The organism is Pseudomonas sp. NFACC56-3, assembly GCF_900100025.1.
Classification (GTDB): Bacteria; Pseudomonadota; Gammaproteobacteria; order Pseudomonadales; family Pseudomonadaceae; genus Aquipseudomonas; species Aquipseudomonas fluorescens_AA.
The window spans coordinates 117092-134098 of the sequence record NZ_FMTK01000019.1 but is presented as its reverse complement, the minus strand read 5'-3'; the positions used below and the strand labels follow the sequence as shown (position 1 = coordinate 134098).

The following is a 17007-nucleotide window of genomic DNA, read 5'->3' as shown; positions in this document are numbered from 1 at the left end:
ATGACTTGAGTCGCCTGGGTAAATACCTCGGTCAGGCCGCCCGCCTGATGGTCGGCATGCCCGACTACGACAACTACGTCGAGCACATGCAAACCCAGCACCCGGACAAACCGATGATGGACTACGAGGCGTTCTTCCGCGAACGCCAGGAGGCCCGTTACGGCGGCAAGGGTGGGCCCAAGTGCTGTTGAACCGCTGATGGCCAGTGGATGATGTAACCCTTGTGGGAGCGGGCTTGCTCGCGATGACGGAGTGTCAGTTGACGATGATGTCGCTGATCCCCCGCCTTCGCGAGCAAGCTCGCTCCCACAGTTGTTTTGGGTTGGGTCTCAAGATGTGCATACACCACAGATAAGTTGAAAGCTACCTGTTCCATCATTGCAGCGGAATATAGACATCCGTTTGCCATTGAAACTGCGGTGTCTCGGCATAACGCTCAGGTCATGGAAGAACAGTGGAGGGGCAAGCACGCAGGGCTGCTCCATGGGGGCAGCCCAAGTTCAATCGAATGTGAGCAAGGAACTGGTGTTTGCAAGCGCGCTTGCGCATCCTGGCTATCCCGTCCTCCTTAACGCCTCATCCTCGAGTTAAACCAAGAGAACAGGCTGGATTTTCTGTGCCGAGGAGCTACCCGTAGGCTGGTTTGATTTGCAGAACCGCCCATAGTCGGTTGTCGCGCTGAACGGGACGGCTCAATAAGTGCCTGAATCGCAGAGTAAGGCCTACGGGAGACCGTACTGTCATTCGTTCTGATTGTTTCCATTGCATTTATTTTTTTGTTTAACATTTTTAACTGTGCAGCTGGCCCTTTGGGATCTTTGGACGTTCCGCCCCAATAACTTGCTGTCTGAAGGCGTGTGGTTTCCGCTTTCAGGCTCGAAAAAACCTCTTCAAAGCCTGGTTCAATGTCTTCACCGCCTGCTCGGAAAAGCCCAGTGATGTGCACATTTTCATACGTGTGGGCAGAGAGACTGGCTCGCTCATACAATGCGTGCTCTTTGAGAAAACTTAATACACCCTTGGCTTTGTCCAGCTCGTTACTGAATGTTCTGAATTCCGTCACCTTATTCACATAATCCTCAGGCGACGAGAACATAGTCAACCGTATAGGAGCATCACTAGTGAAGGTGTACTCTTCTTTGTACGTATACCCTTCGGGGATCAGGTTTCCTAGTCCTGTCGGAGGCCTGTAATGACCAGAACTATTGGTGATTTCTCGTCCTGTTATTTCACCGACAAAGTGCGGGAAACCTATCTCGCTACTGGGACGAATTCCCATGTGTCGGCTGGCAGTGCCGACATGAATTCGATTATCCCATATTGCTATAGGGGCATAATCAGCCGATTCGCCTGGCGCCAGTAGGTAGCTGCCGCTTCGAGCATAGTCAGGATCGTGGAATACATCGCTGAGAAAAGCGCCTAAGACTGGGTAGATGGGTTGAAGCCCGTCTTGGTCGATTAGAGTAATCGGGTTATTCCTAACCATCCTGAATCGGTTCAAACCGTCGATCGCAGCCGCTGGATCCGGATTGATCCAGCGGCTGAGCCACGGCGCATAATAGCGAAAACCGTAGCAGTACAGCCCTGTGACATCACGTTCTTTCCCTGAGTAACGGACAGTCCTGTAACTTGCCTCGATGGCGTTGCGCCCCGCCCACCAAGCACTCCCCCCGTATGGATAGTAGCCTTCCTGGCTGAGCAGGCGCGCTTGTTGGTCCAGTTCAATACTGCTGCTACCCAAGTGGTCGCTTATGTTGTAACGCAGTTGATCATTGCTCATATTGTCCGGTTGCCCGGCATCCCAATGCAGCACCCGTATGCTACTGCGCCCGGCGGACACGCTGATCACCTGCAGAATTTCTCCACTGGCCGTGTTGGTACGTAACTCCAGGCCTGGTAAATAGCGTACCTCGGCCCGGTGCGACATCTTGCGGGCTTGGCTGCGTCGAATTTTCCGCACTCGCTGCCCGCTCCCGTCATAGTGATATACCTCATCGTCATTGGCCGCTTCGAACCGTTCTACCAGGGTGACGTGCTGCAGCTGGTTGCGTAGATCCCAGCTCAATCCTTGTCCAGGCTGCAATAGCAATAGATTGCCATTATCGTCAAACGCCGTGGCCAACTCGATTTCTTTCGGCACACTACGATTGCTGAGGGCGCCTACCTGCATTTCACGGGTGTAGGATTGCGCGCCGACATGCCTCAAGGTTGTTAGGTTATTCCCCGCGTCATAGCAATAAGTCTGAGTAAATTGACTCAGCTGATTTGGATCAACGGGCGTCGGCTGTAATGCCGGCAGCGCGGGCCCTTGTTGCCCTGCTGCGGTTTCTCGTCCAGTGGCCTCAATCAATTGATAAAGCGTGTCGTAGCGATAAGTGTTGTGTGGCTCAGTGCGTTGGTTATTGAAAAAACGTATAGGCTGCGCCTCATCGCGAACGCTCAGGATATTGCCCACGGGATCGTAGCTATAGCTGATGTCCTGCAAACACGTACCGTTAGCTCTATTCACCAGCAGATGCATGAGTCGGCCGTTGACAGGAGAATAATCAGCTGTGGTGACGACCCCATTGCCGGCGATTTCTGTCTCGACCTGAGCGAAGGCGTTGTAGCCCACCATCGATACCAACAACTGCTCGGTTTGCCCCGCCAGTTGCAGCCAGACACTGTGCAAAAGTCCATCCACCGAATAGGTAAAACGCTGGCGATGGCCCTTGGCGTCGGTCTGACTCAGGACATCACCCAGTGCATTATAATGATGCTGCGTGGTGGAGCGGTTTTCCTCGGACTCCAACAACTCATCACGCAGTGATTGCTCCAACGGCCAGTCCGGCAGCATTTCCTGACGTAAAAAATACCGAGACTGCAGCAGGATACCGCCATTCAAGTCCGCCTCGAGCAACTGCACGCTTCCAGCTGGATCATCGTGGCGAACCAATTGCCCGCATAGATTCTTTGTACTGGCCTCGGGACCTGCGTAGGTCAAGCGTTCTACGCATCGCTCAAGCTCCCCCTGACCTTGTTCGAGCACCGTCACCGGTCGTAACAATCGATCGTATTCGATAGATACTTGAGTACCCCGGCTGTCCCAGCGGTGCAGCACTTGTCCCGCCTCTCCCAACAAGCTCAAGCGCCAGCCGGCATCGACACTGTTCTGAGCCAACACCTGACCGGAAAGATTATGGATCGAGGTCTGATTCGCCGGTGCCATGGACCCTTCCTCCACCAAGGCCCACATACGTGGATCCCACTGCGCCACCAAGCACCCCAAAGCGTCATAAGCTTGACGATTGACGCGGGTGTCGAGCGGCTTGTTCTCGACACGGCGATGGTAACGCACCGTACGTACTGGCAATCCTCGCGGTTCGACGACCGACAAGACCGGTGTAGCCAGATGCAGCCCCGAAGAGGAAGTCATGTAGAATTCTCTCTGCTCGACCAGGATCAGTTCTACCTTAGAAAGTAGCCGGTACAGTGCTGTATTGCCAATTACCTTTCATGTGATCTGTCTTGGAGGATTCAGGCACCGCGGCTGGTGGAGATAATCAGGTGGTCGCCAGTTCAGGGCGTAGGCCGCTCAATCGCTGCTATTGCATCGGAATATAGATATCCGTTTGCCATTGATCCTGCGGTGTCTCGGGATAAACGCTCAGGTAGTGGAAGAACAATGGATGGTCTCGCAGTTCCTCCCCACTGGTAGGCAGCCAGTCGCGGTAAACCGGATAGATCGTTTCACCGATGTGGTCCGGTGACCTTGTGTACCGCACCACAGCGCAACGACCGCCGGGAATGACGCGCTCTTGCACGCTGGATTCATTTGGCGCCACGGCCTCGTGAATCTCACCGCAGATGGCGAAGCGGAAGTCTGGGGGAGGTAATGCTCTAGCGCAGCGACTCTGGCTTCGGGGAATTCCACGATTCGTACTTGCATGATGATGTTCCTGGAAAAGTGAGGGATGGTGAACACCGCATTCCAGACTTGCCAGTTCGGTTCCTTCCTGAATGCACTCGGCGTCATGCCGAACGCCCGTCTGAACGCCCTGCAAAATGCCTCGGGACTTTCAAACCCTGCACCGAGTGCGGCGTCCAGTATCGAATGATCCGCGAGGGCGGCCAGGCGATGGGCTACCCGTCGTAGTCGCATAAGTTGAACATAACGTGAGACCGGCACGCCGACGAAAGCGGTGAATTGACGGTGGAAGTGAAAGGCCGAAAAGGTCGCCACACGGCTCAGCCTCTTGACCGACAGGCCACCAGCGTCAGGTAATCAAGTGTGGCGTGCAGGCGTTCGCTGACACAGGATGGCGTTCGGGCAGTGGGGCTTGGGTGTCGACCAGCAGGACGGGGGGAGCTGCGTGTGGGTTCGCAGACCGAGCATACCAAGGCCCCGGCAGATCCGAAAATCTCCCACAGTTGTTTTTGGGGGAGTTTCAAGAGGTGCATACACCACAGATCCCTTTTTGAGCGCCCCCTCACTCCGCCAACAACACCGCCGCATCGAAGCCCACCCGCAAGTTGCCCCAATGGCGGCCTCCGAAGAAGAACGGCACGTCGATCTCGGTCATGATTTCCCCGGTATCGCGCAGGTAGGTCTGCAGCAGGAAGCGCTGAACGTTGCCTGCCGCGCGCAGGCCGATCGGGTCGTTGAAGATTCGCTTGTTGCGGCATACCGGCAAATCCACTGATCGGTCGCCGGTGGGCGGCTTGGAGACCCAGCTGTTGTTCACCGGGCAGTAGCCCTTGCTGTCGACAATGAACGAAACCTTGCCACCCGGCGTGCTGCGGGTGAGTTTGTCGCATTCTTCCTGGCACACCTGGGCAAAGCGTTCGGTGTAGCTGGCCATGTACTGCTTGGGATCGGTACCGGGAATCAGCTGGTAATTCTGATCGAACAGGTTCAGGCCTTCGCGTTGCAGCGCCTCCAGGCGGACCTGGAGCGTGTCGCGGCACTCGCTGGCGCGGGTAATGGCGGCATCCAGCTTGCCGTGTCCGAGCACGAAACGACCCAGCAACGCCTGGACCTTTTCGGCCACGCCGGACAGGTCACGGGTGGCCGTTGCCGAATGCTGCATGCGCTGGTCGATCAACTGGCTGTCGGCGTGAATCTGGGTCACCCGGTCGTTGATCCCGGTGTTGCTGTCGGCGAACTGCTGGATGTGGGTCGCGATGTCCGCCAGCTTGCCGTTGGTGGATTCGAAATCGACGATCATGCTTTCGAAATGGCCGGAGGCGCGTTCCACCACTTTCTGGGTTTCCCGGGCGCTGTGGCTGATCTGCGTGGTCTGCTCGTGGGTGGAGCTGACTTCCTCGAGCATGGCGTCGATGTTGCGCGAGATATCGTCGGTGGCCCGGCTGACATTCTGTGCCAAGGTGCGCACTTCATCGGCCACCACCGCGAAGCCACGGCCACTTTCGCCGGCCCGGGCAGCTTCGATGGCGGCATTGAGGGCCAGCAGGTTGGTCTGGGCAGAGATCTGCTGGATCAACCCGACAATCGACTTGATGCTCGAGGAGCGCTGGTTCAAGGCGCTCACCAGGGTGGCAAACTCACTGAGGCTGCTGGAAATCTCACTGATGTTGCCGGTCACTTCCAGTAGCTCGGCGTAGGAGTCGCGGGCCATGCTCAGGTTCTGGGCGGTGGTGCTGGAGATGCCCTGGGTCTGGCGCGAGACTTCTTCGATGCGGCCCACGGCGGTGTTGCTCTGGTCCATCACTTCCTTGGCGAAGCGGGCCTGGTGGGTGGCGCTGTCGCTGGAGTCGCTGATGTTCTTCAGCGAGCGGGCCGACTCGACGGCGATGTGCACAGTCAGCGCCTGGACATTGCTGATGATCTCCCGCTGCTTGGCCAGGAATCGGTTGCAGGTGCTGGCCAACACGCGGATCTCGTCGTGGGTCACCAGCGGCAGGTCCTTGGACAGGTCGCCTTCGCCGTTGGCGATCTCTTCCAGGGCCTTGGTCATGGCGGTGACGGGGCGCACGATGAGGTGGCGGAAATACCAGACCATGAAACTGATCATGCCCAGCGTCAGGACCGCGCCGAAGAGCAGGGCGTGGGTAAGACTGTCGAGCCGGCCTTCGATCTGCCCCAGCAAGGCGCCATCCAGCTGCGCGTTGCGCAACAGCGGCAGGATCTCGGCGCGGGCGCTGACGGCCACCCAGTACAACAAGCCACTGACCAGCACCAACAGGAAAAGGCTCGACAGCTTTTTGGTGAGGGTATCGAAAAACTGCATTTCGATAGACTCGTACAAGGCCTTTAACGTCTGCATGCCGCTGCTCCTGGGCAAAAAAATCTCTCAATGGAATACATTCGACCGCGAGCGGCAAAGCTTTAGGGCGCTGGGCGATTTGACATCATCTTGTGGGAGCGAACTTGCACAGAGGTTCGGGGTGATCATCATTTGATACAAAATATTTACTGGGAATGATTCTCAAAGTATATTTTCTCTCATTAACGTCCCTTCCATGAGTGCGCGTCTTGAATCGTTCCACCTCCCTCGCAAATCGCAACGTCTTCATCCAGTGTGTGTTGCCAACCCTGTCCTGCTGCTTCATTGCAAGCCCGTTGTGGGCACAGGACGCTGTTGAACTGCCAGCCACGGATATCCAGGGCAGTCGTGTCACTCAGGACGAGGGCTATACGGCGTCGCAAGCCAGCACGGCGAGCAAGAGCGATGTACCGATCAAGGAAGAGGCGCAGTCGATCAACGTGGTGACCCAGCAGACCTTGTCGGATTACCAGGTACGTTCGTTGGATGATGCGATGAAGTTCGTCAGCGGCGTCAGCCAGGGCAATACCCTGGGCGGCTCGCGGGACTCTTTGGTCAAGCGCGGGTTCGGCACCAACGACGACGGCTCGATCCTGCGCGACGGCGTGCGTTCGAACCTGGGCCACAACTTCAGCGCCACCACCGACCGCGTCGAAGTGCTCAAGGGCCCGGCCTCGATGCTGTACGGCGCACTGGAGCCCGGCGGCCTGATCAACGTCATCAGCAAGAAACCGGAATACACCCAAAGCACCACGCTGAGCGGCTCGGCCTACAGCGAAGGCGGTGGCACCATGGGCCTGGACACCACCGGGCCGCTGGGCGATACCGGCCTGGCCTATCGCCTGATTGCCGAGCGCGGCCACGAGGACTACTGGCGCAACTACGGCGTCAATGAGAGCACGCTGGTGGCGCCGTCCCTGGCTTGGACGGGTGAGCGGGCCTCGTTGAACCTGAGTTATGAGTACAACGAATACTCCAATCCGTTTGACCGGGGTACGGTGTTCACCAACGGGCATCCGGCGGATATCGACTACGACAAGCGCCTCGATGAGCCTTGGGCCAAGAGTGTCGGTATTCGCGAAACGGCGACGGCTCGGTTCGAGTATGAGTTGAGCGACGCGTGGAAAACGCGGATTACCTATGGCTGGAACAATGACCGGTACAGTCTTTCGATCGCTCAGCCCAACGCATTGACTGGCACTGCATTACGCCGGGCAGCCAACGGCGCCCATTACGATGATGAGACCCGTTACGCGAGCTGGGACTTCATCGGCAAACAAGAGCTGTTCGGCCAGCGCCATGACCTGTTGGTTGGCGTCGATAATCAAGTGTCCGATCAGTTTCGTGGCAAGACCTATCGCAACACCGCGCGAGGCGGTTTCGATATCACTGCACCCGTCTATGGCAACCTGCCTGAGCCCAGCCTGGTCAGCGCTGCCCAAAGTGATCTGCGTAATCAGTTGAATTCGAGTTCGGTTTATCTCAAGGATAACTGGCATCTCGATGATCGTTGGATTGTAGTCTTGGGTGGCCGTTACCAGCATTATGACCAATATAGCGACCAGGGTCTGGGCAGCCGGTATGTGGTGAACCGCGACGACAACGGCGATGCTTTCGTGCCATTCCTGGGTCTGGTCTACAAGGCCACCGACGCGCTGTCGCTGTACGGTAACTACAGTCGGTCGTTCAAGCCGAACGATACCGTGGACGACGCTGGCAATACCTTCGATCCAGAAGAAGGCCGCAGCTATGAGGTGGGCGCCAAGTACGATCCTCTGCCAGGCTTGAACATCAACCTGGCCCTGTTCGACATCGTGAAGAAAAACGTCGTGACATCCTCCACGGTCAATGGCGTGACCCTCTCGGAAGCCGCCGGCAAAGTCGGCTCCCAAGGCCTGGAGCTGGATATTACCGGGCGTCTGGCCGACCGCTGGGACCTGATCGGTACCTACGCCTACACCCACACGGAAATCCTCGACGACCCGGATGACGAAGGTCATCGCTTGGCCGATGCGCCTAAACACACCGCCAGCCTCTACCTGACCCACCACCTGAACGTGCCGGCCGAATTCGGCGCCTGGCACGCCGGTGCCGGCGCTCGCTACGTCGGCGAACGCGCCGCCAACAACGCCAACGATTTCTGGCTGAGCAGCTACACCGTCGCCGACGCCTTCCTGCGCTGGGAAGCACCGGTGATGGGGCACAAGACCTCGTTGCAATTGAACGTCGACAACCTGTTCGACAAGCAGTACTACCCGTCTTCCACGGGCAGCCAGTTGCAGGTCGCTGTCGGCGAGCCGCGTACCGCCAAGCTGAGCGCCAGCGTGACGTTCTGATTCTGCTGCACTGAAACACAAAAATGCCCGGGACCTGCGTCCCGGGCATTTTTTTTGTACGGCAGCCAGAGGCAACCTGCCCGCGACTTGAAGGAAGTGGTCTACGCTCCGTGCACAGGCGTCTGATTGTTTCGGGTAACCCGCGACAGGTCACGAGGAAGCAGGCCCTTGGAAATCGCCAATGGTTCGATCGCTGCCCGGTCATGGATGAGCGGAGGTGGACGGCCTGGCTGCTTCAAGGTGGGGCGAGGGTATGAATCCGGGCATGTTCCTGCAACGTTGCAGTGCGTTGAGGTTCGCGCCACCTGGAGTTGTTCGCGGCGCCTGAAGGATCAACCGTGGACGAATGAGTAAAAACTTCCCTGTTGTGGGGCGCCGTTGTCCCATTTCACCCGCTCAAGGGCGGCTCAAGTTAGCGCTCGAGACAAAGGGCGCCAGCATTTAGGGTCATTCATGTCGCTGGATCGAAAAATAATTTCGCCTTTTTGCGGTTTTGCAATGCTTCTTCTATTCAGTACGTGCCACCGTCACGCTTAGGCACACCCTTTGCTAAGTATTGAAAACCCGGCTTTTCAGGCCAGGACACACCATCCATGAAGAGCAACAGAGGGCAATCCCAGGACCGCACGCAATCAAGCAGGGTTTAAAGCAAGGCTAGGCCGAACCGTCGGAATGACGAAGTGATAAGAAATGCCGTGTAGAACGCGGCTGGGAGTTGGCTATGCCCCACGCTTTTTTTAATGAAATGTATGACGCAAAGGGTGACTGCCGCCCGCATTACCAAGCCTTCTCGCGCTGGCTGGCGGACACCCCGCTTGAACTGCTCGAGCAACGCCGCCGCGAAGCCGACCTGCTGTTCCATCGGGCCGGCATCACCTTCACCCTCTACGGGGACGAGCAGGGCACCGAGCGCCTGATCCCCTTCGATATCATTCCCCGCAGCATCAAGGCCAGTGAATGGCAGATGGTCGAGCGTGGCTGCATCCAGCGGGTCCAGGCCCTGAACATGTTCCTGGCCGACATCTACCATGGGCAGCACATCCTCAAGGAGGGAATCATCCCCCCCGAGCAGGTCCTGGCCAACGAGGGCTACCAGATCGCGATGCAGGGCCTGAACCTGCACCGGGGCATCTACGCCCATATCGCCGGTGTCGACCTGGTTCGCGACGGTGACGGCAGCTACTACGTGCTGGAAGACAACCTGCGCACGCCCAGCGGCGTGAGCTATATGCTCGAAGACCGCAAAATGATGATGCGCCTGTTCCCCGAGCTCTTCGCCGCCCAGCGCGTGGCCCCCATCGATCATTACCCGAACCTGCTCCTCGACACCCTCAAGAGCTCAAGCCCCCTGGAAAACCCCACTGCCGTGGTGCTGACGCCGGGACGCTTCAACAGTGCCTATTTCGAACACGCCTTCCTGGCCCGTGAAATGGGCGTGGAGCTGGTGGAGGGGGCCGATCTGTTCGTGCGGGACGACCACGTGTACATGCGCACCACCGCCGGCCCTCGACAGGTGGACGTGATTTACCGTCGCCTTGACGATGCCTACCTCGACCCGCTGTCGTTCAACCCCGATTCGATGCTGGGCGTGCCCGGGCTGATCGCTGTTTACCGTGCGGGCAACGTGGTGCTGGCGAACGCGGTCGGCACAGGCGTGGCCGACGACAAGTCGATCTACCCTTACGTCGACGAAATGATCCGCTTCTACCTCACCGAAGAACCGATCCTGAAAAACGTGCCCACCTGGCAGTGTCGCAAGCCCCAGGACCTGTCCCATGTGTTGGCCAACCTGCCGGATCTGGTGGTCAAGGAAACCCAGGGCTCCGGCGGCTACGGCATGCTGGTGGGGCCGGCCGCCAGCGCGGCGGAGATCGAAGATTTCCGCGCACGCCTCAAGGCCCGTCCCGAAGCCTATATCGCCCAGCCGACCTTGAGCCTGTCCACGTGCCCGACCTTTGTCGAAAGCGGCATCGCGCCGCGCCACATCGACCTGCGTCCGTTCGTGCTGTCGGGCAAGGAAACGCGCCTGGTGCCCGGCGGGCTGACCCGCGTGGCGTTGCGCGAAGGCTCGCTGGTGGTGAACTCGTCCCAGGGCGGCGGCACCAAAGACACTTGGGTAGTAGAGGACTAAGACATGCTTTCAAGAACTGCTTCGGACCTCTATTGGATGTCCCGCTACCTGGAGCGCGCCGAGAACCTGGCGCGCATGCTCGAAGTCAGTTATTCGCTGTCGCTGATGCCCCAGGCCGGACGCAGCGATGGCCATGCCGAACTGGCGATGTCGCTGCTGGCGGCCGGTACGCTGGACGACTACAACGACCGTTATGACGCCCTCAACACCGAGCGCATGCTGCATTTCTTCGCCTTGGACGAAACCAACCCCGGCAGTATCTATAGCTGCCTGCGAGCCGCGCGGACCAATGCCCATGCCGTGCGCGGGCGCATCACCGCTGACATGTGGGAAAACATCAACGCCACCTGGCTGGAAATGCGCAACATCGCCAGCAATGGCCTGGGGCGCTACGGCATCAGCCATTTCTGCGAATGGGTCAAGGAGCGTTCGCACCTGTTCCGTGGCGCGACATCGGGCACCATCATGCGCAACGATGCCTATTGTTTCATCCGCCTGGGGACCTTCATCGAACGGGCCGACAACACCCTGCGCCTGCTGGATGCTCGCTATGAAATGTTCGGCGAGGAATCGGAGGAGGTCAGCGACAACTCGGCCCGTGGCTATTACCAGTGGAGTGCCTTGTTGCGCGCGTTGTCTTCGTTCGAGGCGTTCAACGAGATCTACCGCAACGCGCCCAATGCCGAGCAAGTGTCCGAGATGCTGCTGTTGCGGGCCGACGTTCCACGCTCGCTGCATGCCTGTATCGAGGAACTGGACCATATCCTCGCCAGCTTGCCGGGCAACAACGGTCGGCCGGCACAACGCCTGGCCGCCGAGCTGAATGCGCGCCTGCGCTATTCCGGGATCGACGAAATCCTGGCGTCGGGCCTGCATCAATGGCTGACCGACCTGATTGGTCAGATCCGCCACTTGGGCCAGACCGTCCATGAGTCTTACCTGGAGGTCGTATGAAACTGTCCATACGCCACGACACGACTTACAGCTACGCCGATGAAGTCTGCACCAGCATCCAGTTCCTGCGCCTGACGCCTCGGGATACTCAGCGCCAGCGCATCCTGGAATGGCATCTGGAACTGCCGCGACTGGTGCGCAGCCAGATTGACCCCTATGGCAACATTCTCCACGTGATGACCATGGACGAGCCCCACGGTGCCTTGGTGCTGACGGCGTATGGCGAGGTGGAAATCCATCAGTCCATCGCGATGGAACCGGACTCTCAGTCACCGCTGCCGTTTCTGCGCACCAGCCGCCTCACCCAGGCGGATGAGACCCTCAGTGCCTTCGCCGTCGAACAATGCGCCGGCCGGCGTGATCGTTCGGCCTTGACCGACCTGATGAACGGCCTGGCGGCGCGGATGCCCTACAGCCCCGGCACGACAGCGGTCAACAGCACCGCCGCCGAGGCGTTTGCCGGTGGAACGGGGGTTTGCCAGGACCATACCCACGCCTTCCTGGCCTGCGCGCGCAGCCTGGGTATTCCAGCGCGCTATGTTTCCGGCTATCTGTGCACCGAAGATGAAAGCCATCTGGCAAGCCACGCCTGGGCCGAAGCCTGGCTGGACGATGGCTGGTACAGCTTCGACGTGACCAACCGCCTGACCCTTCCCGATCGTCACCTGAAACTGGCGATCGGCCTGGACTACCTCGACGCCTGTCCGGTACGCGGCATGCGCCGGGGTGGTGGGGCGGAACAGATGCAGGCGCGGGTGCAGGTGAGTTCAATGGTGCAGGTGCAGCACCAATAACCCGCGGAACCTGGCGGCCTCATCGCGAGCAGGCTCGCTCCCACACTAGGAGATTGACGGGGGACGTAATTGTCGTGAACACCCGAGAACCTGTCGTGGAAGCCATCTGGTCGTGATAAGGCCGGTACTCATTGCCCCGGACCGTCTGTGGCGAGGGAGCTTGCTCCCGCTGGGCTGCGCAGCGGCCCCCAAGGTATTTTCCTGATACACCGAGTCGGCAGGTCCCCGGGGCCGCTTCGCGCCCCAACGGGAGCAAGCTCCCTCGCCACAGGGTTCGGTGTTGCCCATCACATGGTTGAACACTCCCACAAGATCCCATCCCCTCCTTACCCTCCAAAATGAAGCTTTCATGACAAAAGTTCGGTAGCACATCGCCATTCCCGTCATGCCTGTGTGACGTGTTCGAGGGGACCTTTCAGGTCGTTTGGAGCCGGGGCGCGAAGCCGGGAGTGAGGCGATGGGGACTATGGAACGTTATTCGAAAGTGGGCATGCAGGAGCTTGACCAGCGGCTGTCGAAGATCGTCGAGGCGGCGCGCAAGCAGCCGGTCTCGGTGTATCGCTACGGCGCGCCGTGGGTCTGGATCGTTTCCCAGGATGACTGGCAGGGCGCGCTCAAGGAAGTGTCCAGCTACATTCCACAAGGCCATTCACTGGTCTTGCTGCGTCCGCAGATCGATGACCTGCTGGATGACCATCGCGACGTGCTGCAGGGCCTCAACGCCGGTGCCCAGATGCTGATCGCACCGCAAACCGCCATGCACATCCTCCTGCTGCAACTGCTCTATTCGGTGCCCAGCGAGCAGCAACTCTACGAACAACTCAATTACAACCTGCTGTTCCGCTGGTTCGTCGGCCTGGACCTGAACCAGAAGGTCTGGAGCTTCAACGTCCTGAGTAAAGACCTCGCCACACTGCTGGGCGATGCGCGGGCGGTGCGGCTCATCGAGAAAATCATCGGTGAAGTGTTCTGTGGCGCCTTGCTGCAAATGCCGGAGTTCTCCTTGAACTTCGCGCTGCTGCACACCTGGCTGGCCCGGCACGCCACGACATCGACCATAAGCAATTGAGCCGTACTTTGAATTCAGGGGGTGGTGTGGAGCATTTCTTCAAATCGCGGCCGGCGCTGTGGGGCTGGCTGCTGCTGGCGGTCGGGGGGCCGTCGGCCTTTGCCGCCGAAGGCGGGCAGGCGGCCGAAGCGGCGCCGACGCGCCTGGTGGACGTGAACGAGTACTTCGTGCGCGGCAACACCGTGCTCGATGCCCGGGCCATCGAGGAAGCGGTGTACCCGTTCCTGGGGCCGCAAAAGGCCTTGAGCGACATCGAGGGCGCCCGGGAAGCCCTGCAAAAAGCCTATCAGGCCCGCGGTTATCAATCGGTATTCGTCGAGCTGCCAGAGCAGAAAGTCGAAGACGGCATCGTCTACCTGCAAGTCAGCGAGACCAAGATCGGTCGGGTGCGCGTGGTCGGGGCCAAGCATTATTCGCCCGTTGAAATCCGTGAAGACGTGCCGGCGCTGAAGGAAGGCGAGGTACCCGATTTCGCCCGGGTCCAGGCAGAGCTGGCGCAGTTGAACAAGACCCCGGGACGCCAGGTCATGCCGCTGGTGCGCGAAGGCCAGCGCCCCGGGACCATGGACGTGGATTTGCAAGTCCAGGACCAGGACCCCTGGCAAGCCAGCCTGGGGCTGAACAACGACTACAGTGCCGACACCGAAAAGCTGCGCACGGTCGCCAGCCTGGGCTACAACAACCTCTGGCAACTGGGCCACAGCGTTTCGCTGACCTTCTTCACCGCGCCCCAGGACACCGAAAACGCCAAGGTCTGGTCGGGTTCCTACACCGCGCCGCTGAGCGAACGCTGGAGTGTGCAGTTCTCGGGGTACCAATCCGACAGCAACGTGGCGACCGTCGGCGGCAGTAACGTGTTGGGCAAAGGGCATTCCTACGGGGTGTCGGCGATCTACAGCCTGCCGTCCACGGGGGCGTGGGCCAACAGCTTTTCGGTCGGGGTGGATTTCAAGGACTTCGAGGAAGAGCTGAACCTGGGTGGTGCCAGTGACAAGGCGCCGCTCAAGTACGCGCCGTTCACCTTCGCCTATAACGGTTTCCGCTACACCGAGAACAGCCAGTTGGGCCTCGGCCTGAGCCTGGTGGCGGGTACCCGGAGCCTGCTGGGCTATGGCAGCTCCGACGAAGAGTTCGACTACAAGCGCTATCGCGCCAGCCCCAGCTTCGCGGTGCTCAAGGGCGACGGCAATTACACCTTCACCTTCGGCAATGACTGGCAGACCGCCTCCAAGGCCGCCTTCCAACTGGCCTCCGGGCCGTTGGTTTCCAACGAGCAATTCTCCGCCGGTGGTGCCACCTCGGTGCGCGGCTACCTGGCTGCCGAGCGCACCGGCGACGACGGCTACCTGCTGTCCCAGGAACTGCGTACCCCATCCCTGGCCAAGTTCCTCGGCAGTTATGTCCAGGAGTGGCGCTTCTATGCCTTCGCCGAAGGCGCGCAGCTGTATCTGCGTGACGAACTGCCCGACCAGGACGCCGACTACAGCCTCGCCAGCGTCGGCCTCGGCACCCGCGCGAGCCTGAGCAAATGGCTGTCCGGCAGCCTCGACTGGGGCTATCCGCTGCTCGAAGGGCCGAACACCTCGAAACAGGAATCGCGCCTGCACTTCAACCTGCAAGCGACGTTTTGAACCCAGGAGTCATGTCCATGCAACGCTTATTGTTATCCCTGTTTATCTGCCTGGGGCTGGTGCTTCCGGCGACCGCCAACGCCTGGTGGCAGGACGACTGGCACTATCGCAAACAGATTTCGGTGGACACTACGCCCCAGGGCGCCGCCATCGCCCAGGCCTTGGGCCGCACCGCGTTGCTGGTGCGCTTGCACACCGGCAACTTCACCTTCGACGGGGTCAAGGACGACGGCTCGGACTTGCGTTTCGTCAGTGCCGACAACAAGACCGTGCTCAATCACCAGATCGAAAGCTTCGACCCGCTGATGGGCATGGCGCTGATCTGGGTCGACGTGCCGAGCGTGGAGGGCGGTCAGCGCCAGGACGTGTGGATGTATTACGGCAACCAGAAGGCGCCGGCCACGGGCAGCGGCCAGTTGACCTTCGACCCGGACTACACCGCGCTGTACCACTTCGACGGGGCCACCGGCGTACCGCCCCGGGACACCACGGCCTACGGCAACAATGCCCAGGGCGCGACCGGCGTGAGCATCGACGGCGTGATCGGACGGGCCTTGCAGTTCAACGGCCAGCCGTTGTTGTTGCCGGCCAGTGCGTCGTTGCAACACAGTGCCGGCGCGGCGTTCACCTTCAGCACCTGGCTGCGCCAGGACCAGGCCAGTGGCGAACAAGTGCTCCTGGCCCGTCGCGAAGCCGCCACCAGCCTGTTGGTTGGGGTCAACCAGGGTGTGCCGTTCGTAGCGATCAATGACCAGCGCGCGGTCTCGACCCAGCCGCTTAACCCCGGTCAGTGGCAGCACCTGGCGTTGACCGCCTCGGGCGACCGGGTCGTGCTGTACGTCAACGGGCGTGAGACCGCGAGCCTGGCGGTGGCGATGCCGGCGTTCAATTCGCCGATCGCCCTGGGTGCCGATGTCTCCGCCGGAGCCTTCGCGCCTTTCAGCGGCGCCATGGACGAAGCGCGCCTGTCCAAGGTGGCTCGCCCGGCGCCGTTGCTGTTGGCCGACGCCAATGCCCAGGGCGCCGAATCGAAACTGGTGGCCTACGGCGTCGATGAAGAGCAGTCCGGTTTCGGTTTCGGCAGCCTGGGGTTCCTGCTCAACGCCGTGCCGCTCGACGCTTGGGTGATCATCGGGGTGCTGGTGCTGATGATGTTCCAGTCGTGGATCATCATGATCCGCAAGAACCGCATGGTCAGCCGCCTCCGTGCCGCCAACGAAGCCTTCCGCGAGCAGTTCGCCAAGATCGGCACGCGTCTGGAAATGTTCGCCGACGACCAGGACCTCGCCCAGCGCTTGCAACATTCATCGCTGTGGCGCTTGTACTTGGTGGCCGTCAAGGAAATTCGCACCCGCCGTGAGCAGGGCGCGGACACCTCGTCGGTGTCAGCGGCCACCATCGAAGCGATCCGTTGTTCGATGGATGGCGTGCGCACCCGCGAGAACCAGGCGCTGAGTTCGAAGCTCTCGACCCTGTCCAACGCCATCGCCGGCGGGCCGTACATCGGTCTGCTCGGCACTGTGCTGGGGATCATGGTGGTGTTCCTCGGCACGGCCATGGCCGGCGACGTGAACATCAACGCTATCGCCCCGGGCATGGCCGCGGCATTGCTCGCCACGGCCATGGGCCTGTTCGTCGCGATCCCGGCGTTGTTTGGCTACAACCGCCTGATCACCCGTAACAAGGAAGTCAGCGCCGACATGCGGGTCTTTGTCGACGAGTTCATCACGCGCCTGGCGGAGATGCACGGCGAAGGCCAGTCCGGTGAAGCGGCTCATCGTCGCGGTCATCACGTCCAATCGTCCGTACCGGCCTGAGGGAGTCGC

At 60.1% G+C, this 17007-nt stretch carries 10 protein-coding genes and 1 pseudogene; 8 read left to right on the top strand and 3 right to left on the bottom strand.

Translation table 11 applies throughout. From position 1 onward, the window contains the following. Positions 1 to 191: YbdD/YjiX family protein (locus tag BLO80_RS22280; protein WP_092340983.1), on the top strand; the 191-nt coding region annotated here is incomplete at its 5' end. Positions 192 to 568: 377 nt separating this feature from the next. Here BLO80_RS22280 and BLO80_RS22275 read toward each other — a convergent pair. The 3 genes and pseudogenes from BLO80_RS22275 to BLO80_RS22265 form a co-directional block, all read right to left on the bottom strand. Further along, a complete protein-coding gene (locus tag BLO80_RS22275) occupies positions 569 to 3415 on the bottom strand; it encodes an RHS repeat-associated core domain-containing protein (protein WP_092330364.1) in 2847 nt (948 codons plus the stop codon). A 169-nt stretch (positions 3416 to 3584) separates the two neighbouring features. Then, positions 3585 to 4252 (bottom strand): annotated as a pseudogene (locus BLO80_RS22270) (GyrI-like domain-containing protein); the annotation flags it as partial. A gap of 217 nt (positions 4253 to 4469) precedes the next feature. Beyond that, on the bottom strand, positions 4470 to 6266 hold the full coding sequence (locus BLO80_RS22265) for a methyl-accepting chemotaxis protein (protein ID WP_092330362.1): 1797 nt from the start codon (positions 6264 to 6266) through the stop codon (positions 4470 to 4472). A gap of 209 nt (positions 6267 to 6475) precedes the next feature. On the opposite strand from BLO80_RS22265, the gene BLO80_RS22260 reads away from it, so the two are divergent. The 7 genes from BLO80_RS22260 to BLO80_RS22230 all read left to right on the top strand — a co-directional run bounded on the left by BLO80_RS22260 (position 6476) and on the right by BLO80_RS22230 (position 16998). Next, complete coding sequence (locus BLO80_RS22260) at positions 6476 to 8602, top strand: TonB-dependent siderophore receptor (protein ID WP_092330360.1); 2127 nt, start codon at positions 6476 to 6478, stop codon at positions 8600 to 8602. A gap of 721 nt (positions 8603 to 9323) precedes the next feature. After that, a complete protein-coding gene (locus tag BLO80_RS22255) occupies positions 9324 to 10733 on the top strand; it encodes a circularly permuted type 2 ATP-grasp protein (protein WP_003201697.1) in 1410 nt (469 codons plus the stop codon). A 3-nt stretch (positions 10734 to 10736) separates the two neighbouring features. After that, on the top strand, positions 10737 to 11687 hold the full coding sequence (locus tag BLO80_RS22250) for an alpha-E domain-containing protein (protein WP_092330357.1): 951 nt from the start codon (positions 10737 to 10739) through the stop codon (positions 11685 to 11687). Next, entirely contained in the window at positions 11684 to 12481 is a 798-nt protein-coding gene (locus tag BLO80_RS22245; RefSeq protein ID WP_072405718.1) for a transglutaminase family protein, read from the top strand. The genes BLO80_RS22250 and BLO80_RS22245 overlap by 4 nt, the downstream gene beginning before the upstream one ends. Positions 12482 to 12947: 466 nt before the next feature. Continuing rightward, positions 12948 to 13550, top strand: a complete 603-nt coding sequence (locus BLO80_RS30735; protein ID WP_092330354.1) for a transposase — start codon at positions 12948 to 12950, stop codon at positions 13548 to 13550. Between the two features lie 68 nt (positions 13551 to 13618). Continuing rightward, positions 13619 to 15181 carry a ShlB/FhaC/HecB family hemolysin secretion/activation protein gene (locus BLO80_RS22235; protein WP_371914586.1) on the top strand — a complete coding sequence of 521 codons (1563 nt, stop codon included), beginning with the start codon at positions 13619 to 13621 and terminating at the stop codon, positions 15179 to 15181. Positions 15182 to 15198: 17 nt separating this feature from the next. Continuing rightward, positions 15199 to 16998 (top strand): DUF2341 domain-containing protein, encoded by a 1800-nt coding sequence (locus BLO80_RS22230; RefSeq protein ID WP_092330349.1) that lies wholly within the window; start codon positions 15199 to 15201, stop codon positions 16996 to 16998. Positions 16999 to 17007 lie beyond the last annotated feature (9 nt).

What these genes read in the sequence shown, in the direction of transcription:
- BLO80_RS22275 (WP_092330364.1), bottom strand. Translation starts at nt 3,415, where the DNA reads ATGACTTCCTCTTCGGGGCTGCATCTGGCTACACCGGTCTTGTCGGTC.
- BLO80_RS22265 (WP_092330362.1), bottom strand. Translation starts at nt 6,266, where the DNA reads ATGCAGACGTTAAAGGCCTTGTACGAGTCTATCGAAATGCAGTTTTTC.
- BLO80_RS22255 (WP_003201697.1), top strand. Translation starts at nt 9,324, where the DNA reads ATGCCCCACGCTTTTTTTAATGAAATGTATGACGCAAAGGGTGACTGC.
- BLO80_RS22250 (WP_092330357.1), top strand. Translation starts at nt 10,737, where the DNA reads ATGCTTTCAAGAACTGCTTCGGACCTCTATTGGATGTCCCGCTACCTG.
- BLO80_RS22245 (WP_072405718.1), top strand. Translation starts at nt 11,684, where the DNA reads ATGAAACTGTCCATACGCCACGACACGACTTACAGCTACGCCGATGAA.
- BLO80_RS30735 (WP_092330354.1), top strand. Translation starts at nt 12,948, where the DNA reads ATGGAACGTTATTCGAAAGTGGGCATGCAGGAGCTTGACCAGCGGCTG.
- BLO80_RS22230 (WP_092330349.1), top strand. Translation starts at nt 15,199, where the DNA reads ATGCAACGCTTATTGTTATCCCTGTTTATCTGCCTGGGGCTGGTGCTT.